Origin of the sequence: Methylobacterium phyllostachyos, from assembly GCF_900103445.1 — a bacterium.
In the GTDB taxonomy this organism is placed as follows: domain Bacteria; phylum Pseudomonadota; class Alphaproteobacteria; order Rhizobiales; family Beijerinckiaceae; genus Methylobacterium; species Methylobacterium phyllostachyos.
The window spans coordinates 78,607-103,041 of record NZ_FNHS01000002.1 but is presented as its reverse complement, the minus strand read 5'-3'; the positions used below and the strand labels follow the sequence as shown (position 1 = coordinate 103,041).

At 69.8% G+C, this 24,435-nt stretch carries 27 protein-coding genes; 12 read left to right on the top strand and 15 right to left on the bottom strand.

Annotated elements, in window-relative coordinates; all coding sequences use genetic code 11:
- The first annotated feature begins 4 nt into the window (after positions 1-4).
- From BLQ49_RS03250 to BLQ49_RS03225, 6 genes are all read left to right on the top strand, one after another.
- Positions 5-1,627 (top strand): ABC transporter substrate-binding protein, encoded by a 1,623-nt coding sequence (locus BLQ49_RS03250; protein ID WP_091713274.1) that lies wholly within the window; start codon positions 5-7, stop codon positions 1,625-1,627.
- Positions 1,628-1,844: 217 nt separating this feature from the next.
- Complete coding sequence (locus tag BLQ49_RS03245) at positions 1,845-2,798, top strand: ABC transporter permease (RefSeq protein WP_091713273.1); 954 nt, start codon at positions 1,845-1,847, stop codon at positions 2,796-2,798.
- Positions 2,799-2,812: 14 nt separating this feature from the next.
- A complete protein-coding gene (locus tag BLQ49_RS03240) occupies positions 2,813-3,748 on the top strand; it encodes an ABC transporter permease (RefSeq protein WP_091713271.1) in 936 nt (311 codons plus the stop codon).
- The gene (locus tag BLQ49_RS03235) at positions 3,745-4,800 is read left to right on the top strand and encodes an ABC transporter ATP-binding protein (RefSeq protein WP_091713269.1); all 1,056 of its coding nucleotides are present in this window, start codon (positions 3,745-3,747) and stop codon (positions 4,798-4,800) included. Before BLQ49_RS03240 ends, BLQ49_RS03235 begins: the two co-directional genes overlap by 4 nt.
- Positions 4,797-5,840 (top strand): ABC transporter ATP-binding protein, encoded by a 1,044-nt coding sequence (locus BLQ49_RS03230; protein ID WP_091713268.1) that lies wholly within the window; start codon positions 4,797-4,799, stop codon positions 5,838-5,840. The genes BLQ49_RS03235 and BLQ49_RS03230 overlap by 4 nt, the downstream gene beginning before the upstream one ends.
- A gap of 69 nt (positions 5,841-5,909) precedes the next feature.
- Positions 5,910-7,154, top strand: a complete 1,245-nt coding sequence (locus tag BLQ49_RS03225; protein ID WP_091713878.1) for a hypothetical protein — start codon at positions 5,910-5,912, stop codon at positions 7,152-7,154.
- Between the two features lie 38 nt (positions 7,155-7,192).
- On the opposite strand, the gene pdxR is transcribed toward BLQ49_RS03225, so the two are convergent.
- A complete protein-coding gene (gene pdxR, locus BLQ49_RS03220; RefSeq protein ID WP_091713266.1) occupies positions 7,193-8,683 on the bottom strand; it encodes a MocR-like pyridoxine biosynthesis transcription factor PdxR in 1,491 nt (496 codons plus the stop codon).
- A 101-nt stretch (positions 8,684-8,784) separates the two neighbouring features.
- Between pdxR and BLQ49_RS03215 the strand changes: the two genes are divergently transcribed.
- Both BLQ49_RS03215 and BLQ49_RS03210 read left to right on the top strand, forming a co-directional pair.
- Positions 8,785-9,411, top strand: a complete 627-nt coding sequence (locus BLQ49_RS03215) for an FMN-binding negative transcriptional regulator (RefSeq protein WP_091713265.1) — start codon at positions 8,785-8,787, stop codon at positions 9,409-9,411.
- The gene (locus BLQ49_RS03210) at positions 9,408-10,124 is read left to right on the top strand and encodes a GNAT family N-acetyltransferase (protein ID WP_091713263.1); all 717 of its coding nucleotides are present in this window, start codon (positions 9,408-9,410) and stop codon (positions 10,122-10,124) included. The genes BLQ49_RS03215 and BLQ49_RS03210 overlap by 4 nt, the downstream gene beginning before the upstream one ends.
- Positions 10,125-10,131: 7 nt before the next feature.
- Here BLQ49_RS03210 and BLQ49_RS03205 read toward each other — a convergent pair whose 3' ends face one another.
- Together BLQ49_RS03205 and BLQ49_RS03200 are read right to left on the bottom strand one after the other, a co-directional pair.
- Positions 10,132-11,679 (bottom strand): GMC family oxidoreductase, encoded by a 1,548-nt coding sequence (locus BLQ49_RS03205; protein WP_091713261.1) that lies wholly within the window; start codon positions 11,677-11,679, stop codon positions 10,132-10,134.
- On the bottom strand, positions 11,676-13,115 hold the full coding sequence (locus tag BLQ49_RS03200) for an alpha/beta hydrolase (protein ID WP_091713260.1): 1,440 nt from the start codon (positions 13,113-13,115) through the stop codon (positions 11,676-11,678). The genes BLQ49_RS03205 and BLQ49_RS03200 overlap by 4 nt, the downstream gene beginning before the upstream one ends.
- Before the next feature lie 135 nt (positions 13,116-13,250).
- Between BLQ49_RS03200 and BLQ49_RS03195 the strand changes: the two genes are divergently transcribed.
- Positions 13,251-14,012 carry a GNAT family N-acetyltransferase gene (locus BLQ49_RS03195; protein WP_091713258.1) on the top strand — a complete coding sequence of 254 codons (762 nt, stop codon included), beginning with the start codon at positions 13,251-13,253 and terminating at the stop codon, positions 14,010-14,012.
- Here the strand turns inward: BLQ49_RS03195 and BLQ49_RS03190 are convergent.
- Both BLQ49_RS03190 and xseA read right to left on the bottom strand, forming a co-directional pair.
- A complete protein-coding gene (locus BLQ49_RS03190) occupies positions 13,979-14,473 on the bottom strand; it encodes an NUDIX hydrolase (RefSeq protein WP_244507412.1) in 495 nt (164 codons plus the stop codon). The genes BLQ49_RS03195 and BLQ49_RS03190 overlap by 34 nt on opposite strands.
- A gap of 3 nt (positions 14,474-14,476) precedes the next feature.
- On the bottom strand, positions 14,477-16,126 hold the full coding sequence (xseA, locus tag BLQ49_RS03185) for an exodeoxyribonuclease VII large subunit (RefSeq protein ID WP_091713256.1): 1,650 nt from the start codon (positions 16,124-16,126) through the stop codon (positions 14,477-14,479).
- 40 nt (positions 16,127-16,166) lie between these two features.
- On the opposite strand from xseA, the gene BLQ49_RS30700 reads away from it, so the two are divergent.
- Positions 16,167-16,319: a hypothetical protein gene (locus tag BLQ49_RS30700; protein WP_167627613.1), complete on the top strand. Its 153-nt coding sequence runs from the start codon at positions 16,167-16,169 to the stop codon at positions 16,317-16,319.
- A gap of 145 nt (positions 16,320-16,464) precedes the next feature.
- Here the strand turns inward: BLQ49_RS30700 and BLQ49_RS03175 are convergent, their stop codons facing one another.
- From BLQ49_RS03175 to BLQ49_RS03145, 7 genes are all read right to left on the bottom strand, one after another.
- Positions 16,465-16,755: a ribbon-helix-helix domain-containing protein gene (locus BLQ49_RS03175; protein WP_091713875.1), complete on the bottom strand. Its 291-nt coding sequence runs from the start codon at positions 16,753-16,755 to the stop codon at positions 16,465-16,467.
- 83 nt (positions 16,756-16,838) lie between these two features.
- A complete protein-coding gene (locus BLQ49_RS03170; RefSeq protein WP_091713254.1) occupies positions 16,839-18,311 on the bottom strand; it encodes an MDR family MFS transporter in 1,473 nt (490 codons plus the stop codon).
- Between the two features lie 173 nt (positions 18,312-18,484).
- Positions 18,485-19,813, bottom strand: coding sequence for an MFS transporter (locus BLQ49_RS03165; RefSeq protein ID WP_091713253.1), 1,329 nt, complete (start codon positions 19,811-19,813; stop codon positions 18,485-18,487).
- The gene (locus tag BLQ49_RS03160) at positions 19,813-20,028 is read right to left on the bottom strand and encodes a ribosome modulation factor (protein WP_091713251.1); all 216 of its coding nucleotides are present in this window, start codon (positions 20,026-20,028) and stop codon (positions 19,813-19,815) included. Before BLQ49_RS03160 ends, BLQ49_RS03165 begins: the two co-directional genes overlap by 1 nt.
- Positions 20,029-20,093: 65 nt before the next feature.
- The gene (locus BLQ49_RS03155) at positions 20,094-20,351 is read right to left on the bottom strand and encodes a DUF6894 family protein (RefSeq protein WP_091713250.1); all 258 of its coding nucleotides are present in this window, start codon (positions 20,349-20,351) and stop codon (positions 20,094-20,096) included.
- Between the two features lie 86 nt (positions 20,352-20,437).
- The gene (locus BLQ49_RS03150; protein WP_091713248.1) at positions 20,438-20,701 is read right to left on the bottom strand and encodes a hypothetical protein; all 264 of its coding nucleotides are present in this window, start codon (positions 20,699-20,701) and stop codon (positions 20,438-20,440) included.
- 168 nt (positions 20,702-20,869) lie between these two features.
- Positions 20,870-21,097 (bottom strand): hypothetical protein, encoded by a 228-nt coding sequence (locus BLQ49_RS03145; RefSeq protein WP_091713246.1) that lies wholly within the window; start codon positions 21,095-21,097, stop codon positions 20,870-20,872.
- A gap of 280 nt (positions 21,098-21,377) precedes the next feature.
- On the opposite strand from BLQ49_RS03145, the gene BLQ49_RS03140 reads away from it, so the two are divergent.
- Positions 21,378-21,743: a c-type cytochrome gene (locus BLQ49_RS03140; protein WP_091713244.1), complete on the top strand. Its 366-nt coding sequence runs from the start codon at positions 21,378-21,380 to the stop codon at positions 21,741-21,743.
- A 66-nt stretch (positions 21,744-21,809) separates the two neighbouring features.
- Here the strand turns inward: BLQ49_RS03140 and BLQ49_RS03135 are convergent, their stop codons facing one another.
- The 3 genes from BLQ49_RS03135 to BLQ49_RS03125 form a co-directional block, all read right to left on the bottom strand.
- A complete protein-coding gene (locus BLQ49_RS03135) occupies positions 21,810-22,328 on the bottom strand; it encodes a MarR family winged helix-turn-helix transcriptional regulator (RefSeq protein WP_091713242.1) in 519 nt (172 codons plus the stop codon).
- Positions 22,329-22,459: 131 nt separating this feature from the next.
- Positions 22,460-23,401: a site-specific tyrosine recombinase XerD gene (locus BLQ49_RS03130; RefSeq protein WP_091713240.1), complete on the bottom strand. Its 942-nt coding sequence runs from the start codon at positions 23,399-23,401 to the stop codon at positions 22,460-22,462.
- Positions 23,398-23,550, bottom strand: coding sequence for a histidine kinase (locus tag BLQ49_RS03125; protein ID WP_091713238.1), 153 nt, complete (start codon positions 23,548-23,550; stop codon positions 23,398-23,400). The genes BLQ49_RS03130 and BLQ49_RS03125 overlap by 4 nt, the downstream gene beginning before the upstream one ends.
- A 256-nt stretch (positions 23,551-23,806) precedes the next feature.
- On the opposite strand from BLQ49_RS03125, the gene BLQ49_RS03120 reads away from it, so the two are divergent.
- On the top strand, positions 23,807-24,418 hold the full coding sequence (locus BLQ49_RS03120; protein ID WP_091713236.1) for a shikimate kinase: 612 nt from the start codon (positions 23,807-23,809) through the stop codon (positions 24,416-24,418).
- Positions 24,419-24,435: the final 17 nt, after the last annotated feature.

Here is a 24,435-nt window from a genome sequence, read left to right as displayed (position 1 = left end):
CAAGATGCTGTCCCGTTTGAGAAAATTCGGCGCCCGTGCGGCGCTGGCCGGCGCCCTGGCGCTTTCGGCGAGCTCTGCCGCCCTCGCGCAGGGGACGCTCCGGATCGGCATGACCGCCTCCGACATCCCGCTGACCACTGGCCAGACCGACAATGGCGGCGAGGGCATGCGCTTCCTCGGCTACACGGTCTATGACGGGCTCATCAATTGGGACCTGTCGAGCGCGGAACTGGCCTCCGACCTCGTGCCGGGGCTCGCCACCAGCTGGACCGTCGATCCGAGCGACAAGACCAAGTGGACCTTCAAGCTCCGGCCCGGCGTGAAATTCCACGACGGCTCGGACTTCAACGCCGACGCGGTGGTCTGGAACCTCGACAAGCTCCTGAAGAGCGACGCGCCGCAATACGACCCGCGCCAGTCGGCGCAGGGCAAGACCCGCATCCCGGCGGTGGCAACCTATCGCGTCGTCGATCCGATGACCGTCGAGATCACCACCAAAGCCCCCGACGCGACGCTGCCCTACCAGATCGCCTGGATCATGATGTCGTCGCCCGCCCAGTGGGAGAAGCTGGGCAAGTCCTGGGACGCCTTCGCCAAGCAGCCCTCTGGGACCGGCCCCTGGAAGCTGACCCTGTTCGCCCCCCGCGAGCGCGCCGAGATGGTGCCGTTCAAGGAGTACTGGGACAAGGATCGGGTGCCGAAGCTCGACAAGCTGGTGCTGATCCCGCTGCCCGAGGCCAATGCCCGGACCGCCGCCCTGCGCTCCGGTCAGGTGGACTGGATCGAGGCGCCCGCGCCCGACGCGGTGGAATCGCTCAAGAGCGCCGGCTTCACCATCGTCACCAACGCCTATCCGCATAACTGGACGTGGCACCTGTCGCGGGTCGAGGGCTCGCCCTGGAACGACATCCGCGTGCGTAAGGCGGCCAACCTCGCCATCGACCGCGAGGGCCTGAAGGAGCTGCTCGGCGGCCTCGCCATCCCCGCCAAGGGCTTCATGCCGCCCGGCCACCAGTGGTTCGGCCATCCGACCTTCGACATCAAGTACGATCCGGAGGCCGCCAAGAAGCTGCTCGCGGAGGCCGGCTACAGCCCGGCCAAGCCCCTGAAGCTGAAGGTCGCGATCTCGGCCTCGGGCTCGGGCCAGATGCAGCCGCTGCCGATGAACGAATTCATCCAGCAGAACCTTGCCGAGGTCGGCATCCAGGTCGACTACGAGGTGGTCGAGTGGAACACGCTGATCAACATCTGGCGGGCCGGCGCCAAGGCCGACATCTCCCGCGGCGTCTCGGCGATCAACTACTCGTACTTCATCCAGGATCCGTTCACCGGCTTCATCCGCCACCTGCAGTGCAACCTCGCCCCGCCGAACGGCACGAACTGGGGTTATTACTGCGATCCCGCGATGGACAAGCTGTTCGATCAGGTCCGCAACACCTTCGACAAGGCCGAGCAGACGAAGGTGCTGCAGAAGATCCACGAGAAGTACGTCGATGATGCGCTGTTCGTCATGATCACGCACGACGTGAATCCGCGGGCGATGAGCCCAAAGGTGAAGGGCTTCGTCCAGGCGCAGAACTGGTTCCAGGACTTTTCGAAGATCACCATCGCGACGGCGGCGCGGTAGCGCCGCCACGCTAACCCTCCCCCCCTCTGCGGGGGAGGGTGCCCCACGCATGCGGGGCGGGAGAGGGGCAGCGCGACGATGCAGGATGGAGCGCCCGTCGCGTCCTCTCCTACACCGTCGCTCCCCTCTCCCGACCCCCTTCGGGGGCCACCCTCCCCCGCAGAGGGGGGAGGGAGGTTCAGCGGCGACGATAGATCCATCGGCCAAAAGGCAAGTGATGCTCCTCTACACCCTCAAGCGCCTGCTCTACGCGACCCCCGTGGCGTTCGGGGTCAGCGTGGTCTGTTTCCTCCTCGTCCACCTCGCGCCGGGCGATCCGCTGAGCGCGATCCTGCCGGTCGACGCGACGCAGTCCATGATCGACGAGATGCGCGCGGCCTACGGCTTCGATAAGCCACTGCCGGTCCAGTACCTGATCTGGCTCTGGCACGTGCTGCATGGCGACCTCGGCACCTCGATCGCCACCGGACGGCCGGTGCTGGGTGAGGTCAGCCGGGCGGTGGTGAACTCCCTGATCCTCGCCTCCGTGGCGACCGTGATCGGCTTCACCTTCGGCACGCTGTTCGGCTTCGTGGCGGGCTATCACCGCAACTCGCTCGCCGACCGGGCCGCGTCCGCGCTTTCAGTCTTCGGCGTGAGCGTGCCCCATTATTGGCTCGGCATGGTGCTGGTGATCGTGTTCTCGGCCACACTCGGCTGGCTGCCGCCCACCGGCGCCGGGCCCGACGGCTCCGGCAACTGGCGTCCGGACTTCGACCACCTGCGCTATATGATCCTGCCGGCGGTCACGATGTCGGTGATCCCGATGGGCATCATCGCCCGCACGGTCCGGGCGCTCGTCGCCGACATCCTGTCCCAGGATTTCGTCGAGGCGCTGCGCGCCAAGGGCATGGATGAGCGCGGCGTGTTCAGGCATGTCGTACGCAACGCCGCCCCGACCGCGCTGGCCATCATGGGCCTGCAGCTCGGCTACCTGCTCGGCGGCTCGATCCTGGTCGAGACCGTGTTCGCGTGGCCGGGCACCGGCTTCCTGCTCAACGCAGCGATCTTCCAGCGCGACCTGCCCCTGCTCCAGGGCTCGATCCTCGTGCTGGCGATGTTCTTCGTGCTCCTCAACCTCCTGGTGGACGTGATGCAGACCGCCCTCGACCCGCGCATCGAGCGCGCCTGAGCCGGAGCCCGATCATGACTGCTCCCGTCACCGCGGCCTCCATCGCCCTCGACGGCGGCGTGCTGGCCGCCGAGGATGCTGCCCACGGGCCCGAGGCCGCCTTCGTCCCGTCGCGGGGCTTCTGGGGCCATGTCGGCCACCGGCTGGTGCGCGATCCCGTCGCCATGGGCGCCGGCGCCGTGATCCTGCTGGTGGTGCTCATCGCGCTCCTGTCGCCCTGGATCACCCCGATGGACCCCTACAAGGGCTCCATGCTGCGCCGCCTCAAGCATGTCGGCGACGCCACCTACTGGCTGGGCTCAGACGAGCTCGGCCGCGACATGATCAGCCGGCTGATGCTGGGCTCGCGCCTGTCGCTGTTCATCGGCGTCACCCCGGTGCTGATCGCCTTCGTGATCGGCTCCGGAATCGGGATCCTGGCCGGCTATGTCGGCGGCTGGACCAACACGATCCTGATGCGCACGATCGACGTGTTTTTCGCCTTTCCCTCCGTGCTGCTGGCGATCGCTCTCTCCGGCGCCCTGGGTGCGGGCATCTTCAACTCGATCGTGTCGCTGACCTGCGTGTTCGTGCCCCAGATCGCCCGGGTGGCCGAGAGCGTCACCACGGGCATCCGCCGCCGCGACTACATCGACGCTGCCAAGCTGTCGGGCGCCTCAGCCCTGACGATTATGCGCGTGCAGGTGCTCGGCAACGTCGTCGGGCCGATCTTCGTCTATTCGACCAGCCTGATCTCGGTCTCGATGATCCTAGCCTCGGGCCTGTCGTTCCTCGGCCTCGGCGTGCGCCCGCCGGAGCCCGAATGGGGCCTGATGCTCAACACCCTGCGCACGGCGATCTACGTGAACCCGGTCGTCGCCGCCCTGCCGGGCGTGTGCATCTTCCTCGTCTCGATCGCCTTCAACCTGTTCTCGGACGGCCTGCGCGCCGCCATGGAGATTCGCCAGTGAGCGTCATCCCGGACGCCCCCGATCCGTTCGCCCGCGACCGCGGCGGACCGGCCCAGCCGCTCCTGTCGGTCTCGGGGCTGACCAAGCACTTCCCGGTCCGCAAGGCCGGGGGCAAGAAACAGGTGGTCCGCGCCGTCGACGGCGTCGATTTCGATGTCCTGAAGGGCGAGACGCTGGGCATCGTCGGCGAGTCCGGCTGCGGCAAGTCCACCACCGCCAAGCTGCTGATGGGCCTGATCGAGCGCGACTCCGGCGCCATGCTGTACGACGGCCAGGCAATCGGCGAGCGCGCCATGCCGTGGCGGTCCTACCGCCGCCAGGTGCAGATGGTGTTCCAGGACAGCTACGCCTCGCTCAACCCGCGCATGACGGTGGAGCAGTCGATCGCCTTTGGCCCGAAGGTGAACGGCGTGCCGGGCCGGGAGGCGGTGGAGCGCGCCCGGGCACTCCTCGCCCGGGTCGGCCTGGAGCCGAAGCGCTTCGCCGGCCGCTATCCGCACGAGATCTCCGGCGGCCAGCGCCAGCGGGTCAACATCGCCCGCTCGCTGGCTCTTGAGCCGCGGCTGGTGCTCCTCGACGAGGCGGTCTCGGCGCTGGACAAGTCGGTGGAGGCGCAGGTGCTGAACCTGCTCCTCGACCTCAAGGCCGAGTTCGGCCTGACCTACATCTTCATCAGCCACGACCTGAACGTCGTGCGCTTCATCTCCGATCGGGTGATGGTGATGTATCTCGGCCGGGTCGCCGAGATCGGTCCGTCCGACACGGTGCTCGACGCGCCGGCGCACCCCTACACCGAGGCGCTGCTCGCCTCGATGCCCTCGCTCGATCCCGACAACCGCACGCAGGCCGCGCTGCTGCAGGGCGATCCGCCGAACCCGATCGACCCGCCCTCCGGCTGCCGCTTCCACCCGCGCTGCGCCCTCGCGGAGGGTGTCTGCGCCGAGAAGGAGCCGCCGCTCGACGCGATCCGGCCGCTGCACCGGGTCGCCTGCCTCGCCCGGCAGCCCGGCTCCGGCCATTCGGCTGCGCCGGATCGGGCGCTCGCGGCATGAGCACTTCAAATCCCACCCCTTCGGTCGAACCCGCCGTCACCCTCAAGGACCTGCGCGTCGCCTTCGGCAAGGTGCAGGTCGTCGACGGCGTTGACCTCACTCTGGAGCGCGGTCAGGCGCTGGCGCTCATCGGCGAATCCGGCTCCGGCAAGAGCGTGACCCTGCGGGCGATCTTGCGCCTGTTCCCGGAAGGACGCAGCCGGATCGACGGCACGATCCGAGCCGCCGGCCGGGACGTGCAGGCCCTGACCAAGCGCCAGCTCGCCGATTTCCGCGGCGGCGACGTCTCGATGATCTTCCAGGAGCCGCTGCTCGCCTTCGATCCGGTCTACACGGTTGGTCAGCAGATCACCGAGGCGATCAGGCGACACGAGAAGATCTCCAAGGACGAGGCGCGCAAGCGGGCGCTCGCCCTGTTCGAGCGGGTGCGGATCCCGAGCCCGGAGCGGCGCCTCGACAACTACCCGCACGAGATGTCGGGCGGCATGCGCCAGCGGGCCATGATCGCCCTGGCGCTCGCCTGCCGGCCGCAGGTGCTGCTCGCCGACGAGCCGACCACGGCGCTCGACGCCACGGTGCAGATCCAGGTGCTTCTGCTGCTGCGCGAGCTGCAGCGGGATCTCGGCCTGTCGATCGTCATCGTCACGCACGATCTCGGCGCGGCGGTCGAGGTCGCTGACCGGATCGCCGTGATGTACGCGGGCAAGATCGTCGAGACCGGCACCGCGCATCAGGTCGTGCTGAACCCGCACCACCCCTACACGATCGGTCTGCTGCGCAGCCGGGCGGAAGGCGCGCTCGCCAAGGGCTCCCGGCTTCAGACCATCCCGGGCAGCCCGCCGGACCTCGCCAACCGGCCGCCGGGCTGCCCGTTCGCGCCGCGCTGCTTCCTGGCGGAAGAGCGCTGCCGCCGGGAGATGCCCCCGGTCGCCGAGATCGCCCCCGGCCACCGCGTCGCCTGCTGGCGGACCGAGGAGGCCTCGGCCGCCTACCGGGCCGACCCGACGCCGATCCGCGCTGCGGAGCCGGTCCTGGCCTGACCTCGACGCCCGCTCACGAACTCGTTATCCGGCCAGTACGGTCCGGTCGTGGGCCGTCCGGGCACCACGATGAGTCAACCATCTTCCGAGATCCTGCTCGTCCCCCGGGGCGAGGCCGGCCACTTCCTGCCGGCCGCGCTCGGCTGGATGGGCAAGCCGGTCACTGTCACGGCTGATCCGGGTACGGCGAACCACGTCCTCTGCCTGCCGGTGCTCGACTTCGTTCGCCTCGGCTTCCCGGAGGCGAACGGACGCCTCGACCTGCTGCAACCAGGCGACGTCGAGAACCTGCGTGCCGGGCGAGCTGCGCTGCTCCTCGATTTGGCGAACGAGGGCCCGGGCCTGCACGCGCCGACCTTCGAGGCGCTCCACCGCAACCTCCACACGCTCGGCATCCCACGCGACCGCGTCATCCTCGTTTCCCAGAACAAGATCCTGCGGCTCGATTACGAGCGGCTCTACGGCGCGGGCCTACGGTTCTGGACGTTTGAGTTCTTCCCGCTGCAAGTGGCCCTGTGGCTGGATGCGGAGGCAGGTCCACGGCTCTTCCCGCAGCACGCCCTCGACCGCGCCGGCTACGCGCCGTTCACCCAGGCGACCCGGCCGGCCCGCTTCTTGTGCCAGAACGCGGCCCTGCGCTGGCACAGGGTCCTCCTCTACCGCTGGTTCCAGCTCAGCGGCTTGGACCGTGACGGCGTGATCTCCTTCCACGGCATCGGAGCGGACAACCCGAAGGCGGGTGGAATCGATGTCTTCCACGCCCCGCCCGAGATCGAGGCGGCCTTCGCGCCGCTTCTGGCCGATGTCGGCGACTGGATCCCGCGCCGGGCCCGGCGGATCGACCCCGATCAGGGGACCGACATGGTCATGACCCTCGACACCCAAGCTTATGGAGAATGCGACTTCACCGTGATCTCCGAGACTGACTTCTTCGAACCCGGCGTCGAGCGGATCACCGAGAAGTCGCTGAAGGCTGCTGCGACCGGACTGCCCTTCGTGGTCGTTGGCGCGCCGCGCGCTGTCGCACGGCTGTCCGAGTTGGGCTTCCATACCTTCGATGGCTTGATCGACCACCCTTACGATCTGATCACGGACCCGATCGTGCGTCTGCCGCAGGTGTTCAGCGCGATCGAGCGGGCTTGGTCTGCGTGCAAGGGCGACCGCACTGGCTGGCAGAACCGGGCGCGCGAGCAGGCCGAGGCGAACGTCGCCCACGCGCGCGGGGGTTTGCTGCGGCAGCTCGACCGCATGATGGTCGCGCCCCTCATCGCGCGCTTGGCCCATTTCGCCGAGACGGGCGTCGTCGTGCCCTGAGCACCCGATCTGAGCCGGCTGACACAGCCCCGGTCAATCTACGACGGTCCGGACGCCGCCCGCAGCACCTCCGCCATGCGCCGGACCGCCGGCTCGATCGCGCGCTCCGGTACCGCAGCGTAACCGAGCAGCAACCCGGGCTGCGGTGCGCCCGCGTGATAGGTCGACAGCGCCACCGCGGAGATGCCGGCTGCGCCGAGCGCGGCGGCGGCATCGCGATCGGTAAGGCCCGACGCCCAGGCGGGCCCGGGTCTGGCGATGAGGTGCATGCCACCCTCCATCGGCGCAACCGCGATGATGCTCTTGGCGAAGCGCGCAGCGGCCTCCACCAGACACTCCTGACGCAGGCCGTAGAGGCGCCGGGTCCGACGCAGGTGGCTGGCGAGGTGGCCATCCTCGATGAACCGCGCGAGCGCCCATTGCCCGATCCCGGGCGGCACGGGGCCGATTTCGGCAAGCGCTTGGTTGACCGGCGTCACGAGCCCGCGCGGTAGGACGAGGTAGCTGAGGCCGAGGGCCGGCAACAGGAGCTTGGAGAAGCTGCCGACGTAGATGACCCGGCCGGCACGATCGAGGGCACGCAGCGGCGCAAGCGGACGCCCGGCATACCGGTAGGCGCCGTCGTAATCGTCCTCGACGATCCAGCCGCCGGCCGCATCCGCCCAGGCCAGGAGATCGAGGCGACGCTCAAGGCTCATGGTGTGGCCGAGCGGATAGTGATGGGCCGGCGTCACCACGGCGAGGCGGGCGCCCGGCATCGAGGCCTCAGCCTGAATGACCGAGAGCCCACCCGGACCGATCGGGATGGGAACCGTCCGGAGCCCTGCGCTCGCCAGAGCCTGCGCGATCCCGGGAAAACCCGGCTCCTCGACCAGGGCCGTCTCCCCGGGATCGAGCAACAGTTCCGCGAGGAGCCGCAGGCTTTGACGGATGCCCGCGGTGACGATGACGTCGTCGGCTTCGCAGGCGACGCCGCGCGCCTGGGCGAGATAGGCGGAGATCGCGCGTCGCAGTTCCGGCGCGCCGCGGGGATCCGGTTGTCCTGCCGGCCCCCGGCGCCACTCGGCCTGGAGCAGGCGCGCCCAGACCGCATAGGGAAACGCGTCGAGGGCCGGCCGCCCCAGCGCGAACGCGTCGGGTGCAGCCGATCCCGCCAGATAGCGACGGTGCGGTGCCGCCGCGAGCCGGGCGCCCCGCCGCGACAGCCGCGGCGCCGATGCGGATATGGGCTCTCGAGGCTGGCTGAAGGACGGGACCGCATCGTCCGGCAGGCTGGCGGCCACCCGGGTCGCCGCGCCCGGCCGTGCTGTCAGATAGCCTTCGGCGGTGAGTTGCTCCAGGGCGAGCACGACCGTGCCGCGGGCACAGCCGAGATCGGCCGCAAGCTCACGCGACGCCGGCAGCCGCGCACCACGCGGCAAGCGGCGCTCGAGGATCGCCGCACGCAATCCCTCGCGCAGTTGCACGTGCAGCGGCAGCGATGCAGCCGGATCGAGGCTGACAGGTAGCGGCAGCGGGCCCCGAGCCATGGCGCAAAGCGGTCCAGTCGATTTCTCGAAACTGGACCTTTTGTCTGGTCCAGCATGGCGTCAAGCATGGCTGTCGCAACGTCCCGGACAGGACAGGCCTCGTGTATCAGCCACCGCACTTCAGGGAGGAGTCCCGCGACGCGCAGCACGCGCTGATCCGCGCGCACCCGCTCGGCCTGCTGGTCACGGCCGGGCCGGGGGGCCTGATCGCCAACCCGATCCCGTTTCTTCTCGATGTGAACGGGGGATACGGGATGCTGCGGGCCCATCTCGCTCGGGCAAACCCGCAGGCTCAGGATCTGGCCGTCGTGGGGGAGGGCCTTGTCGTGTTCCAGGGGCCGGAGGGCTATGTCAGCCCGAGCTGGTACGCGAGCAAGCGCGAGCACGGCCGCGTGGTGCCGACTTGGAACTACGCGATCGTCCAGGTGAGGGGCCGGCCGCGGGTCATCGAGGATCCGGCGTGGCTGCGGCGGCAGATCGCGGATCTGACCGCCCTGCGCGAGGCGCCGCGGGCCGAGCCTTGGGCCGTATCGGACGCACCGGAGTCGTTCGTCGCCGCGCAGGTGCAGGCGCTGATCGGCGTGGAGATCGCGATCACGCATCTCGAAGGCAAATGGAAGATGAGCCAGAACCGGTCCGCGGCCGACCGGACGGGCGTCATCGCGGGGCTTCAGGCGGCGGGCGAAGCCGACCTCGCCAAGCTAGTCGCCGAACGGAGCGGATCATGAGCACGCGCGTCAACGCCTACGGCCAACCCATCGGCCCGGACTTGCCGGGTTGGCGACCACGCCCCCGACCACCGAGATCCGCCATGGAGGGCCGGACCTGCCGGCTGGTGCCGCTGGATGCCGCGGCACACGCCGCTGGCCTGTTCGCGGCCTACAGCGCCGCGCCCGACCCACGCGGCTGGACCTATCTCCCCGACGAGATGCCCGAGAGCGCGGCGGAATTCCGGGACCGGCTCGAAGCCCGGGCGGCGAGCGAGGATCCGCTGTTCCACACGATCCTCGACCGCGGAAGCGACGCGCCACTGGGACTAGCGGCGTATCTACGGATCGATCCAGCCAATGGTGTGATCGAGGTCGGCCACCTCAATTTCGGACCCGGCCTGCAACGGACGCCTGCGTCCACGGAAGCCATGGCGCTGATGATGTCCCGCGCGTTCGACGAGCTGGGCTACCGCCGCTACGAGTGGAAATGCGACAGCCTCAACGCGCCGTCCCGGGCGGCGGCTTTGCGACTGGGTTTCACCGCCGAGGGCCTCTTTCGCAACGCCGTCGTGGTGAAGGGCCGCTCCCGTGACACCGCGTGGTTTTCCATTACCGACACGGAATGGCCCAAGGTCCGCGCCGGCTTCGCGGCGTGGCTCGATCCCGGGAATTTCGACGCGCAGGGTCACCAGCGGCGCGGGCTGGCGGAGCTGCGCGCCGCGGTGTCCTGAAGCGTTCTCAGGGCCGACCGGCCAGGAACGCTTCCGCAGTCCGCAGGCTCAGCGCCATGATGGTGAGGGCCGGATTGGCGGCCAGCGAACTCGGGAACGTCGAGCCGTCGCAGATCCACAGGTTGTCGATGTCGAAGCTTCGTCCATAGGGGTCGACAACGGCACTCGACCCGTCGCGCCCCATCCGGCAGGTGCCGAGCGTGTGGGCGACGCGCTCCAGAACCCAGATGTCCTCGGCGCCGGCCTCTTCCCACAACCCGCGCATCACCTGCGTGGCGTGGGCGTTGAGGCGGTTCTCGTTGGTGCTGTAGCCGAAGTTGACATGGGCTTTCCGCACGCCGTTCGCGTCGGTCTCGTCGGAGAGCGTCAGCACGTTGGCGTCGCAGGGCAGGGTCTCGCCGTTGATGCCGATGCCGGCGAGATGGTTGTAGCGGTCGAGGTAGTTGAGGAGCGGCTTGCCCCACAGGCCGCGTCCGCGCGCTACGGCATTTCCGAAGGTTACCGGCACCACGCCCAGGCTCTGGATCAGGTAGCCCCCAGCGAAATCGGCCCCTGGGCGGATGAAATCCTCGGTGATGAGCGACGAGGGATAGCCGCGATTCATCCGGACTTCGTGCGGGAACGTGCCCCAGACCTGGGTCGCCACGTGGCCCATATAGTTGCGGCCGACCTGATCGCTGGAATTGGCCATCCCGAGATGCAGCAGCAGCCGCGGCGTCTCGACGGCGCCGGCGCAGAGGAAGACCGCCGCGCAGCGCTGGCGCTTGTCCTGGCCATCCTGCCGGTAGACCACCGCGTTCACCCGCCCGTCGGCGCCGCGCTCCAGGCGGTGCACGAAGGCCTCCGCCCGGATCTCCGCGCCGCGGGCCAGCGCCAGCGGCAGGTAGGTCACATCCATGCTGGTCTTGGCGCCGTTGCGGCAGCCCTGGTGGCAGTAGCCGCAATTGATGCAGGCCTCCCGCAGGGGGCCGTCCTCGGACTGGAAGTCCCGCGAGACGACGGCGGCGGGCGCATCCGCCCAGCGGATGCCGCGCGCCTCGCAGGCCTGCGCCATGATCTGCGCCGGACCGTTGCGGGGCACCGGGGGCAGGGGATAGCGCCGGTCCCGATCCCAGGGATAGTCCTGCGCCCCCGAGACACCGATGAACCGCTCGACCCGCTCGTAGTACGGCACCAGTTCGTCGTAGCCGAGCGGCCAGTCGACACCCTCGCCGGACTCCGTGTGGAGCTGAAGGTCCCGGGCATCGGCACGGGGGACGAAGGCACCCCAGTGCAGCGTCGAGCCGCCGACGCCGGTGCCGCTGTTATTGCCCCCGAAGGCCTCCGGCGTCGAGCCGCCGCTCAGGCGCTCTCCGGTCCAGTAGATCTCGTCGGCCAGCGTTTCGTCGAAGGCGAAGCGTTCCGGCGTGAAGTTCGGTCCGGCTTCCAGCGCCACGACCTTCAGGCCGGCCGCGGCGAGGCGCGCCAGGAGCGGGGCGCCGCCCGCCCCGGTACCGACGATCACCGCATCGACGACATCGTCCTCGCGGTAGCTCCGCATCCCCGCGAGGTTCATCGTCCGTCCTCCATCTGCTGCGGCATGATCGTCTGTGGCTTGGGCTCCCAGGGCTCCGGCGCGTCGAGTCCGGTTTCGCGGAAGCCCGGCAGGTCCCGGGCGATCTCCCCCGGCCGGTCGCCGCCGACGCCGATCCCCGAGAAACCGATCCGGGCCAGCGCGGCCGGATGGCCAAGCCAGAGCCGGACCGCATCGGAGCGCAGATCCTCGAACCAGAACCGCATCCGGTCGGCATCGAGCCGGCCGCCGAGCAACCCGAGGACCGTCAGTTCGGCCCGTTCGCAGAGGGTGAGCAGGGCGTCCTGATCGGTACCATCGAGGACCACGAAGGGGCGGCCATGGGCGGCACGGGCGGCGGCGTCCAAAGTGCGCAGGGCCGCTCGATAGGCGTCCGGATCGGGCGGCAGGGCGGAGAAGCGCCAGCCGTCGCCCGCGCCAGCGGCGAGGCGCCGGTCGATCCGGGCGGCGAGGTCGAGGCCGGGCATCGGCAGGACCCGGGCGAGCACGGCCCGCAGGATTCCGAGTTCCACGGGGTCGAGGGCTTGCGGGTTGTAGGCAGGATCGGGCGGCTCGGCGCGCGTATCGAGGGCCCCGCGCAGGCGGCTGTTGACGCGATCGGATGCGATCAGCGCCGCGTAAGCGGGCGGCACGTGAGGCGGCGCCATCTCCGGTTGGTGCGGCCGCACATGGATCGCGTCGAGCACCAGGGTCGCCAGCGTTTCCGGGCGCTCCAGCGGCAGAAGATGGCCAACGCCGTCGAGGGTGATGAGGCGCTGGTCTGCGAAATGTGGGGCCATCAGGGCGCACTGCGCGTCGGGGCCGAGATCGGCATCCTCCGATCCGGCCAGGATCAGCGCCGGCGTACGCAGGACGCCGACCCGGCGGCACCAATCCTCGTTCGCGCCGCTGGAGAGCCAAGCCTTCCAGGCCTCGGGCGAGGCCCGCAGCACGTCGTCCACCGCCTTGTCCTCGGTGTCGGCATCGAGATCGCTCCCGACATTCGCTCGCACGAAGCTCCGCGCCTCCCGCTGGCGCGTCTCGGTATCCGCGTCGATCCAGGCGCGCATCGTCGACCGACGCTCCTCCGGGATCGGCTCGGGGCTCGGCGGCGAGCCGGAAACCAGGATCAGACCCGTGAGCCCTTGAAGACCGGGGGCACCGTCCTCGGCGCGGCGGGCGAGCGCCAGCGCGACCTTGGCGCCCATGCTGTGGCCCGCGATCGCGAAGGCGGCGGGCGCATGCGCACGGATCGCCTCCGCCACGTGGTCGGCCATCGCATCGACGGAGAATTCCGTCCTGCCCGCTTCCTGCCCGAAACCCGGCAAGTCTATGGGTTCGCAAGTCAACGCGCCGTCAAGCGCCTGGGCAAGTGGTGCCCAGCTACGGGCACTTCCGCCGAGAAAGTGCAGGCAGAACAGGATTTCAGGTTCGGACATGGCGGGGACATCGCGCGGGCCGAATACGCTTCAAGCGTACGCGACGCCGCATGGCCGAGATCTTCCGAAAAGACCTGTAGACGGAGCCGTTGGCCCGATCGCAGTCCCGTGCGATCACCCAAGCCGGAGGCTGTGATGGTTGCGGAACCCGATCTCGCCTGGCAGGTGGAGGAGGCGTGCCTCAACGCTTGGCCGAGCCCGCGCCAGATCCTGTTGGACGGCTATCTGCTGCGCGCCGCGGGCGGCGTGTCGAAGCGGCAGAACTCGGTCAATCCGATGCGGGGGAGCGGGCCCCCGGAACCGGCGATCACGGCAGCCCGCGCGGTCTACGCGCGCCTCGGGCAACGCCCGATCTTCCGGATCCCGGCCATCGCGTCGCAGATGGAGCCCCTGCTCGGACGGGACGACTACACGGTCGTCGACGAGACCTGCACCCTGTACCGCCCCATCGATGATCTGACGGCGGCGCCGGATCCGTCGGTCCAGATCTCAACGGCGCCTGATGCCCCTTGGTTGGCTCTGCGCGATGCGATCAACCGAGCCGATGCCGCGGCCGCGCAAGTCTTCCGCGACACGGTCGCCGCCCTGATGCTGCCGCGGGCCTTCGCGACCGCCCATATCGAGGGTGGGATCGGCGCGATCGCCTTCGGCGTCCTCGACCGGGAGTTGCTGGTGATCGAGTCGGTCGCCACCCCCGGGCCCCTGCGCGGTCGCGGCCACGCCCGGCGCGCCGTGGGGGCGCTGCTGCGCTGGAGCCGGACGCAGGGCGCGCGGGCCGCCTGCCTGCAGGTCGTGGCGGCGAACACGCCGGCCCGGGCGCTCTACCGTGGCCTCGGTTTCGAGCGCGAACTGTACCGCTATCATTACCGCGTCGGGCCGGAGCCGTCCGACGGCTGACTCCGCCGCTCCGGCCACGCGCCGGCCGCCCGCAGATAGTCCTCCAGGCGATCGCGCAGATGCGGCACGGCCTCCGGATGCGCGACGAAGTCCGTGGCCGGCATCAGCATCCAGCCGGAGCCTTCGGTTCCGAAGCGGATCCCCGCGGTTTCGGCTGCGGTCACAGGTGCGGCCAGGAAGTAGCTGGGGGCGGCACCGCCGGACCAGCTGGGATATCGCCCGAGCCAGACGATACGCCCGGGATCGATGACGAGCCCAAACTCCTCCTCGGTCTCGCGCAGGGCGCATTCGACCGGGGATTCCGCGCCCTCCCGGCCGCCGCCAGGAAGATCCCAACAGGCCGGGAAGGGAATGTCCGGGCGATCGTCGCGGCGATAGGCGATGATGGCGGCACCCCATGTCAGCGCGATCTTCGCACCCGAGAACGGGGTTCCGTCCCAGATGTCGAACCGCGTGGACATGTCTCAGAACAGGGTGCCCTGTCGCGTCGCAGTTCGCCCGGCCGCCTTGTCCGCGGCCGGGCGAACCGATCGGCGTGGTGCCGCGGTCTTCGGGGTGCCGTCGGGCACCGCCGCGATGGTCCCGTCCGAGAATTGCAGGCTCAGACGCTCCGCGGCGGCCGCATCCCCGGCCCGGCGCACCGGTAGGCCAGCGGCATCGCGCACGAGCACGTAACCGCGCTCCAGCACCGCGTGGTAGCTCAGCGACCCGAGCAGCCCGGCCAAGCCAGCGAGACGATCACGCCTTCGCTCGACGCTGCGGGCGCCGGCCTGGGCGAGGCGGTCGGAGAGGGCGAGCAAACGGTCTGTGCGCCGCGCCTGAAGCGCCCGGGCTCGCTCCAGGCTCGCCTCCCGGGCCACGACGAGGCGGCGACCGAGCTGGACCAGCGCCTCACCCTTGCGCTGCACGTCGTTGCGCAGGGCGTGGAGCGGCCGGTGATCGATCCGCGCCAGCCGCGCGCGAGCGTTGGCGAGGGCGACGTCCGGGGAGCGCCGCGCCATCCGGTCGAGGAGCAGCTGAAGCCGCGCCCGGTGCCGGCTGGCACCGGCGGCGAGTGCGGGGGCGAGTCGCGCATCGGCGAGGTCGAGCCGCTGCCGCTTGGCCGAGAGCAGGGCGTCGGCCCCGGGCAGAGCACGCCCCAGCGCCCGCAGATCCGCCCGATCCCGCTCGATGCGACGACCGGCCGCGCCGATTGCCCGGGCGGAGAGATCCGCGACCGTGGCGATCAGATCGGCCCGGACCGGCACCGCCATCTCGGCGGCGCCCGTCGGAGTCGGCGCACGCCGGTCGGAGACGTAATCGATCAGGGTCGTGTCGGTCTCGTGCCCCACCGCCGAAATCAGCGGGATCGTGCTCTCGAAGGCAGCGCGGACCACGCATTCCTCGTTGAAGGCCCAGAGATCCTCGATCGAGCCGCCGCCGCGGGCGACGATCAGCACGTCCGGACGCGGGATCGGACCACCGGGCTTCAGGGCGTTGAAGCCGCGGATCGCCGCCGCGACCTCCTCGGCGGCACCATCCCCCTGGACGCGCACGGGCCAGACGAGGACGGGGCGCGGAAAGCGATCCTCCAGCCGGTGGAGAATGTCGCGGATCACCGCGCCGGTGGGCGACGTGACGACGCCGACGACGCGGGGCAGGTAGGGGATCGGCCGCTTGTGCTCCGCGGCGAACAGGCCCTCGGCAGCGAGCTGCTTCTTGCGCTCCTCGAGCAAGGCCATCCAAGCGCCAAGCCCGGCCGGCTCCAGGCTCTCGACCACAATCTGGTACGAGGATTTTCCAGCGAAGGTGGTGATGCGGCCGGTGGCGATCACCTCCAGCCCCTCCTGGGGCCGCTGGCGCAGCCGCCCGAACACGCCCTTCCAGACGACCGCATCGATCCGCGCCTGCCCGTCCTTGAGGGAGAAGTAGGCATGGCCCGAGCCGTGCGGCCCGCGATAACCGGAGATCTCGCCGCGCAGCCGCACATGGCCGAACGCATCCTCGAGGGTGCGCTTCAGCGCGCCCGCGAGTTCGCCCACCGTCCATTCCGGCTGGTTGGCGGTCAGCACGCTGGTCGGCGGGATGTCCGCCGCGGGTGCGGCGGCGGGGCGTGGGGGCGGGACGAGGGGCATGGCCAGAGGCTAAAGCATGACGCGCGGAAGGGGAAACCGGTTGTCGGGGTTCCTCGATACCGAGGCGGCACGGCAACCATCGGAAATCGTCAGCCCCGTCCCGCCCACCATAGAAAATGTGCAGGATCACGACACGCTTTCCCTCGACCGTGAAGGCGATGGTCACACGGCGCTCGAAACCGATCGCCCGTAGCCCCGGGCGAAGATCGTCGTGCAACCTTCCACGCTCGGCACCGTCTTCGAGCGTCCGACAGCATGCGCGGAGGCTTTGCGCGTAGCCCGACGGGACCGTGAGCGTCGTGACCGCGGCGAGCGTGCCGTAGATCCAGTCGAGATCGTCACCCGCGACGGGCGCCATCCCGCATCCGTGCTTCGTGACGCTGGCGCCTCGGCTCGGCCTTGCCCTCTGCCGACATCGAGCGCTCGGGATGGGCCTTCATCGCGTCATAGGTCGCGACCACCTCCTCACGGAGCCAGCGCCCCACGGCGGCGTCGCGCTCCTGGAGCGCGCGCAACCCGGCCCGCGCCACTTCGCTCGCGCCCGGGAACGACCCGGCTCTGACTTGAGCATCGATGAACGCGGCCCGCTCAGCAGGCAGGCTGAACCTCCGCTTCTCGGTCGCGGCCAGGCCGGCTCCCACGCAGCAGCGGTATGACACTTCCATACCGCGCTCGCAGCTCGCCGCAGCGGCTGCGCCCCCCGAATCATCGCCTACTCCACCGCCAGTTCGCGCGGCCCCTCCGAGATCGCCACGGGCGGGACGAGGAGCGACAGGAGCAGGGTCAGCACGGCCACCGCGAACACCGTCCAAAAGGTGCCGTGAAGCGCGTGCTGGAGCCCGGCCCGGATCGCCTCGCCGCCGGCGCCGAGACTCGCGGAATCGTCGAGCAGGCGCCGGAGTTCATCCGAACTGACCGTGGGCCCGCTCGAGGGATGAGCCAGCCGATAGTTCAGAACGGCGCCGAGCGCGGTGGCGCCGAGGGTCGAGCCGAGATTGCGTGCGAAGATGTTGGAGGCCGTGGCCGCACCGCGCTGGGCCCAGGCGACGCTGTCCTGAATGATCACGATGGCGGCGGTCGACAGGAAGCCCATGCCGAGGCCCATCACGATCGAGCCGACGGCCGCCACGGCGGGCGAGGTCGAAGGCCCCAGGGCAACGAAGGCGGTCGCCCCCAGCGGGAGCAGGGTCGCACCGACGAGCAGGATCGGGCGCAGGCCGAAGCGCACGAAGCTGCGCGCCGCCGTGGTCGCGCCGATCGGCCAGCCCAGCACCATCAGCGTCAGGGTCAGGCCGGCGATCAGCGGCGATTGCCGCAGCACGCCCTGCACGTACATCGGCAGGAAGGCCGTGAGGCCAATCACCGTCATGCCGGAGAGGAGCGTCGCGGCGTTGGCGGTGGCGATGGGGCGCTGCGTCCACAGGCGGATGTCGAGCATCGGATCAGGGGCGCGCCGCTCCTGCACCACGAACAGGATCGCGGCCACCACGAAGGCGATGCCCGGCCAGAGCGCCGCCGCGGCCGAATCCCCCGCCTCGGTGAGCGCGATCATCAGCGCCGCAATGGCGGCCGTGAACAGGCCTGCGCCGATCACGTCGATCTGGCGGCTGCGGCGCTCCACACCCTCGTGCAGGTACCGGAGGAACAGGACGGCCGCGATGATGCCGATCGGCAGGTTGATCCAGAAGATCCACGGCCAGCTCAAATGGCCGATGATCAGCCCACCGACCAACGGGCCGGCCACCGAGGAGATCCCCCATACGCTGGCGAGGTAACCCTGGATCCGGCCGCGCTCCCGCGCCGAATAGAGATCGCCCACCACCGTCAGGCTCACCGGTTGGATCGCCCCGGCCCCGATCCCCTGCACCAGGCGGAACAGGATCAGAGACGGCATCGACCACGCGAGCCCGCAGAGCAGGGAGCCGAGCAGGAACACCGCGATGCCGAACAGCAGGACCGGTCGCCGCCCGTAGAGGTCGGACAGTTTGCCGAACACCACCGTGGTGGCGGTCTGAGTCAGCAGGAACGAGGCGAACACCCAGGCATAGAGGTGCAAATCGCCGAGTTGGCCGGCGATTTGCGGCATCGCGGTCGAAACGATCGTCGCCTCAATGGCGATCATGAACATCGCCGCCATCACCGCGGCGAGGACCAGCGGGCGATTCGTCTGAACGGGCGTCGGCATGGGGCCGGTCTAGGCCCAGACGAACCTGCAACCTAGCATCGCAGTGACGCGCCGTGCCCCACGCGGCGACGTCCGTGCGGGATCACACACCGCTTGCGCGGGCGGCCTGCCGCAGGTGCATGGAGTCCGGGTCGCTCTGCTCTGAAAGCATGCCGCCGGGTCCGGCAACCCCGTCAGGCCGCCCCGGCCTCGATGTTCGAATCGAGATCGCGGCCACGGGTCTCCGGCAGGAAGAAAGCGGCGATCGTCCCGATGAGGCTGAAGGCTGCGAGGTAATAGGCGGGGGCGAGCCGATCCCCGGTCGTGGCGATCAGCCAGTTCACCACGAAGTTGGTGCTGCCGCCGAACACCGACACGGCAACCGCGTAGACGATCGACAGGCCGGCGCTGCGCACGGCCCGGGGCAGGGCCTCCGGAATGCCGACGATCACCGCGGCGGCGTTGATCGACGACAGCGCCGAGAGCAGGAACGTCACGGCGTAGACGCTGACCGCGCTTGGCGCCTTCACCACCCAGGCGAAGGCCGGCACCGCTAGGATCAAGATCAGCGCCCGCGGCCAGATCATCACCGGCCGCCGCCCGACCCGGTCCGCGAGCCAGCCGCCGAGCAGCGGGAACGCCACCGAGGCGAGCCCGAGGGCGATCGGCACCGCGGTCGCGGCGGTCTCGCTCAGGCCCAGGGTCGCACCGGCGAAGACCGGCATGTTGGTGCCGACCGCGTTCGAGACCGTGGAGGCGGCGATGACCAGGAAGGTCAGGCCCAGCAGACGGCCGTGCTCGCGCAGGAGCCGGCCGATAACCGCCATAGTCGAGGCAGCGGCGTCGGGATCCTCCTCGGCACCTGCGGTCTCAGGCAGGTGGCTGCGGATCACGAGGCCGATCGGAACGACGCCAAGGCCGAGCAGGAACATCAGCCGCCAGCCCCAGTCCGACATCGCTTGGTCGCCGACGGACAGCGCCAAGGCGGTAGCCACGATCCCGGCGAACAGGGCGGCGCAGCCCTGGCTGGCGATCTGCCAGCTCGTGACAAATCCGCGCCGGTTCTGAGGGGCTGCCTCAAGCAGGTAGGCCGTGGACGGCCCGACCTCACCGCCGAGCGCAAGGCCCTGGACGAGCCGTCCGGCGATGACGATTACCTGCGCCCAGCCGCCAATCGTCGCGTAAGAGGGACAAACGGCGAGCATCAGCATGCCCAGCGCCATAAGCGCGATGGTGATCAGCATCGCGGGCTTGCGCCCGGCCCGATCCGCGAAGGCGCCGATCAGCGCACCGCCGATCGGCCGCATCACGTAGCCGACCCCGAACAGCGCGAGCGAGGCGAGCAGGCTGTGGGTCGGATCGGTGGCTGGGAAGAAGGCCGCGCCGATCGGCTTGGCGAAGAATGCGTAGACCGTGAAGTCGTAGAATTCGAGGGCATTGCCCAGGACCACAGCCCCGACCGCCTTGCGGTTCAGGGCAGGGTGCGCAGTTGCGCCGGGCTGCGGTCCGGTCCGGGCGTCCATCACCGCGCCCGGTCGGCGGGAGGCGGGGCTGGGTGCTGGGCGATACCGCCGGTCACGGCCTCGGCGCCGTCGGCCAATGCCTCATCGTAACCGGCAAGCCAGAGCGTGCGGGCCTCGGTGCCCTCCGCGTAGGGGCAGGCCTCGCGCGCGAGGCCCTTGCCGGGCGCAGCGCGGCCAAGGGCGCGGGCATCGAGGTCGTTCGGGGGTGAATCCATTGGTCGGCGGGTCCTGATCTCCGGCGCTCGCCCCGATGTAGGGCACGCGCCGCGTCAGGCTGCAATCAATGGAGGATCGGATCGTCCGGTGTCGGCAGCGTGACAGCTTCGCTGAACGGAAATTCCAGCACCACCTCGCCCGCCGCGTCGGCGACGATCAGGCAGGCCGTCATCAGCCGCGCCTGATCCCGGCGCTCGCGCAGGGCCGCACGGATGGTGTGACGGGCCTTCTCCCAAGCTTCGTCGGGATCGCGGAGGTCAACGCCGGTCGGATCGGAGATGACATCGTCGCCGATCTGCGTGTGGAAGAAATAGCGCGGCATGGTGCTGTCACCTTTCGAAGCGTCCCCCGCCGGAGAACATCCTCCATGTGGTGATCGGCCTCGCCCGGTGCACAGCAGGGGAGAGCTCAGCCGTTGGCTGCCCGCCCCTCCGATACGGCCGGCACCGGCCGAAGGGTGCGAACCTGCGCAGAGCCGGCTCCGCTGCGGTGATGCTTTTCCATCATCATCAAGGGCCGCAATTCCGGTTCCGCGAAATCGAGCAGCTTCGCGTTGCGCCAGCGCGGCTTGCCGGCGCCGCGCCCGAACCAGCGCGGGCGCTCCTCCTCGACCAGGAGCACGAGCCGCCCCGTCCAGGTTTTCCGAAACCAGAAGCGCCCGGTCAGCGACATAGTCCGGTCTCCACGGATGGAACGTCTCCATCACGGACCCTGTACCGGTCACGCGAGACGACATGCCCCCAATACCGGATTTGCCCGGTCAAGTCTCGACTGAACGGGTGGAACACGGTGTGCTGGAGCACTTTCCACAGGCGGGCCAAGCGGGCGCCAGGCTGCCGCTCACCACGCGATGTGGCGGGCGATCAGCAGCATCACGGCGAGCCATACGAGGCCGGACACGCCGTACACGAAGCCACGCAGGAGCACGGATTCCAGGGCGGCATGCCGGGACGCCCGATTCGGCGGCGGAACGAGTTCGGCCGGCCAAGACCGGGCTCTCACCGCGGGCAGGGGCACGGAGAGCAGGCGGGTCAGACTCTCGGGAAGCGGTCGTTCGTCAGGCTTCACGGCGTCGATACCAATAGAGGACCCTGGCCCCAAGCGACAGGGCATCCCGGGAGGCCGACGACCGATCGGCCGCGCGGCTTCCAAAGGCCGCAGGGAGCCAACACCTTGGCCGCGGGTTGAGGCTTTCGGCGACCGGACGCGGTCGTTGGTCCCGCGCACAGCCACGCGGTCTGGCGAGGCTAGGCCGTTGCGCCGTGCACATGGATTCAATTAGAGCTATTCCAGGCAGGCGAGCTCTGCCGAAAGCGCTGCCGCGGCGGCGGCCAACAGGAGGAAATCCATGCGTTCACTCGTTCTCGGCGCCGTCCTTGCTGCCCTGATCCCGCTCTCCGCGCAGGCCCAGGAGGCCGGCGACGCGGCAGCCGGCGAGAAGGCGTTCGCCCCGTGCAAGGCTTGCCACAACTTCCAGAAGAACGGCGTCGGCCCGGACCTGAAGGGCGTCGTCGGGCGCAAGGCCGGCACCTACGAGGGTTACAACTACTCGGCCGCGCTGAAGAACTCGGGCATCACCTGGGACGAGGCCAACCTGCACGAGTGGCTGAAGAACCCGAAGGCGAAGGTGCCCGGCACCAAGATGATCTTCCAGGGCTACTCGGACGACAAGAAGATCAACGACGTGATCGCCTACCTCAAGACGCAGTCCTGAGTTCGGTTCACACAGGAAGACACCCGGGGGTGGGCCAAAGGGCCGCCCCCGGGCTCACAGGGCAGCCTATTCGGTGATGAGCCCGGCCTGGAGGCCCATCCTCAGCGTCACGAGGTCGTGCAGAAGGTTTCTTCGGCCCTCGACGTCGAGCCCCGTCAGACCTCCGGCCTCATCGGGGATGCAGGCGAGAACATCGCGCAACGCCGCACCGGCTGGCGTCAGGAAGATGCTCACCTGCCGCTCATCGACCCGGTCCCGCGCACGTCGCACCCGCCCCGAGGCTTCGAGCCGCTTCAGCAGCGGCGTCAGCGTTCCGGAATCAAGGAACAGCCGATTGCCGATCTCCTTGACCGAAAGGCCGTCCTGCTCCCAGAGCACGAGCAGGACCAGATACTGCGGGTAGGTCAGTTCGTAGCGGCCGAGCAGGTTCCGGTAGGCGCGTCCGAAGGCATGCGCAGCGGCGTAGACCGCGAAGCACAGCTGATTGTCGAGGCGTTGTCGCTCCTGCTGCTCCGGCAGATCGGCAGGCGCGCGACCCGCCTGAACCGGCTCAGCGCCGCTCTGCACAGCAGTCGGGCCTGGCATCGAATGGATCTCTCTCTGGTAAAAGCGGGTCCGCGTACCGGTATGACGAAGAGCCACTCTTAGGCAGTTCGGCATACAAGAACAATCGCCGAGGCCGATCGGGCATGGGCCAGATCGCAGCAGGCCGGTGTTCAGCTGTCCATCAGGGGATGCAGGTCTCGTACCATCGCCTTCAGCCGTTCATCGAGGACGTGCGTGTAGATCTGCGTCGTCGAGATATCGGCGTGGCCGAGCAATTCCTGGACGATGCGCAGGTCGGCGCCGTTCTGCAGGAGATGACTGGCGAAGGCGTGGCGCAGGACGTGGGGGCTCACGCGATCGGGCCGCAACCCGGCGTCCAGCGCGACAGCCTTCAGGTCACGCGCGAAGGCCTGGCGGGTCAGATGCCCGCTCTCGCTGTCCGCCGGGAAGAGCCAGGGGCTGTCGTCGGGTACGGCCGTGAGGTGGTCCGCCATCGCGGCGCGGGCCGCCTCGGTCAGCGGCACGAGGCGCTCGCGGCCGCCCTTTCCCTTGATGAACAGGTATCGCTCCCGGGTCGCCCCCGCGGCCCGGGGCAGGGCGACGAGTTCGGAGACGCGCAGGCCCGTGGCGTAGAGGAGTTCGAGCAGGCACATCATCCGGCGCGCCCGCCGGGCCGGGCCGGGCGCCTGATCGGCGCCGGCGGCGGCCTGCGCGACCGACAGCAGGCGGTCGACCTCGGCCACCGACAGGATTTTCGGCAGGACCCGCCCCCGGCGCGGCCCCGAGACCGCCACGCTGGGATCGGCCTCGGCAAGCCCTTCGGCGTACAGGAACTTGTGGAAGCCGCGCACGCAGGACAGGCGCCGCGCCGCCGAGGAGGCCTTCAGCCCGCGCGTCTCCAAGTCGGCCAGGAAGGCGCGCAGCGTCCCGGCCTCCACGTCATCGAGGTCGATCCCCGCGCGGGCGAGATAGGCGAGGTAATCGTCGAGGTCGCGACGGTAGGCGGCGAGGGTGTTGGCGCCGGCCCCGCGCTCGGCGGCCAGCATGTCGAGGTAGTCGGCGACGTCCGCCTGGGGCGTACGACCGGCGTCGCCGCCCGCCGCTGTACTCAACGGTTGCCCGGCTGCAGCTTCGCGGCGGGGATGGTGACGGTCATCTCCCGCGGGGTCGGCTGCACGAAATTCGCCAGCGCGAACATCGCCGCGAAGACGAGACCCGCCAGGATCGCGAGGGTGGCGAAGAAACGGAACAGGGTCGGCACGTCGGTCGAACCTCGGGCAGACAGGTGCGGGCGGCGGGGAGGGGACGAGCGCCGGCTTTCTCCGAACCGCCGCGGGTGCCCGGTTTCGATCACGCGATCAAGGCGCTGACAAGGCCCGGGACGACACAGCGATGCGTTTCGCTGGCCGCTTGAATCGCGCTAAGAGCCTGCCGCAGGATGGGAGATCGCCCGGCGCCGTGCGCCCGGCGGGGCGGCGCGGTGTTGTGGGCGCCAGACGGATGCGGTGCAGGGGTCGATGCAGGGGTCGGTGAGCGAGGTGGAGGGTGGCGAACCGATCGAGGCGCGGCTGCGCCGGGCGCTCGGTCTGCGCTCGATCGTGCTCGTCGGCCTGATGGGGGCGGGCAAGAGCACCGTGGGCCGCCGCCTCGCGAGCCGGCTCGGCTTGATCTTCAAGGATGCCGACATCGAGATCGAGGCGGCGGCGGGCCTGACGATCCCCGACATTTTCGCCATCTACGGCGAGCCGAGCTTTCGCGACGGCGAGGAGCGCGTGATCTCGCGTCTTCTGCGGGCGGGCCCCCTGGTGCTCGCCACAGGCGGCGGTGCCTACCTGCGTGAGGCGACGCGCCTGCGCATCGCCGAATCCGCGGTCTCGGTCTGGCTGAAGGCTGATCTCGATGTGCTGATGCGGCGGGTGCGCAAGCGCGGAAACCGGCCGCTCCTCCAGACGGAGGATCCCGAGGCGACGATGCGCGACCTGATGGCTTTGCGCCATCCGGTCTACGCCGCGGCCGACGTGATGGTGATCTCGCGGGAGGTCTCGCACGACCGCGTCGTGCAGGACGTCCTGGAGGCGCTGGATGCCTATCTCAACGGCGAGCGCTCGATCTCGGTCGCGGCGCAGTAGAACTTCAGTGAGCTTGT

Coding starts and splice junctions, on each gene's coding strand:
- BLQ49_RS03250 (WP_091713274.1), top strand. CDS start 5: ATGCTGTCCCGTTTGAGAAAATTCGGCGCCCGTGCGGCGCTGGCCGGC.
- BLQ49_RS03245 (WP_091713273.1), top strand. CDS start 1,845: ATGCTCCTCTACACCCTCAAGCGCCTGCTCTACGCGACCCCCGTGGCG.
- BLQ49_RS03240 (WP_091713271.1), top strand. CDS start 2,813: ATGACTGCTCCCGTCACCGCGGCCTCCATCGCCCTCGACGGCGGCGTG.
- BLQ49_RS03230 (WP_091713268.1), top strand. CDS start 4,797: ATGAGCACTTCAAATCCCACCCCTTCGGTCGAACCCGCCGTCACCCTC.
- BLQ49_RS03225 (WP_091713878.1), top strand. CDS start 5,910: ATGAGTCAACCATCTTCCGAGATCCTGCTCGTCCCCCGGGGCGAGGCC.
- pdxR (WP_091713266.1), bottom strand. CDS start 8,683: ATGGCTCGGGGCCCGCTGCCGCTACCTGTCAGCCTCGATCCGGCTGCA.
- BLQ49_RS03210 (WP_091713263.1), top strand. CDS start 9,408: ATGAGCACGCGCGTCAACGCCTACGGCCAACCCATCGGCCCGGACTTG.
- BLQ49_RS03205 (WP_091713261.1), bottom strand. CDS start 11,679: ATGAACCTCGCGGGGATGCGGAGCTACCGCGAGGACGATGTCGTCGAT.
- BLQ49_RS03200 (WP_091713260.1), bottom strand. CDS start 13,115: ATGTCCGAACCTGAAATCCTGTTCTGCCTGCACTTTCTCGGCGGAAGT.
- BLQ49_RS03195 (WP_091713258.1), top strand. CDS start 13,251: ATGGTTGCGGAACCCGATCTCGCCTGGCAGGTGGAGGAGGCGTGCCTC.
- BLQ49_RS03190 (WP_244507412.1), bottom strand. CDS start 14,473: ATGTCCACGCGGTTCGACATCTGGGACGGAACCCCGTTCTCGGGTGCG.
- xseA (WP_091713256.1), bottom strand. CDS start 16,126: ATGCCCCTCGTCCCGCCCCCACGCCCCGCCGCCGCACCCGCGGCGGAC.
- BLQ49_RS03170 (WP_091713254.1), bottom strand. CDS start 18,311: ATGCCGACGCCCGTTCAGACGAATCGCCCGCTGGTCCTCGCCGCGGTG.
- BLQ49_RS03165 (WP_091713253.1), bottom strand. CDS start 19,813: ATGGACGCCCGGACCGGACCGCAGCCCGGCGCAACTGCGCACCCTGCC.
- BLQ49_RS03160 (WP_091713251.1), bottom strand. CDS start 20,028: ATGGATTCACCCCCGAACGACCTCGATGCCCGCGCCCTTGGCCGCGCT.
- BLQ49_RS03155 (WP_091713250.1), bottom strand. CDS start 20,351: ATGCCGCGCTATTTCTTCCACACGCAGATCGGCGACGATGTCATCTCC.
- BLQ49_RS03150 (WP_091713248.1), bottom strand. CDS start 20,701: ATGTCGCTGACCGGGCGCTTCTGGTTTCGGAAAACCTGGACGGGGCGG.
- BLQ49_RS03140 (WP_091713244.1), top strand. CDS start 21,378: ATGCGTTCACTCGTTCTCGGCGCCGTCCTTGCTGCCCTGATCCCGCTC.
- BLQ49_RS03135 (WP_091713242.1), bottom strand. CDS start 22,328: ATGCCAGGCCCGACTGCTGTGCAGAGCGGCGCTGAGCCGGTTCAGGCG.
- BLQ49_RS03120 (WP_091713236.1), top strand. CDS start 23,807: ATGCAGGGGTCGGTGAGCGAGGTGGAGGGTGGCGAACCGATCGAGGCG.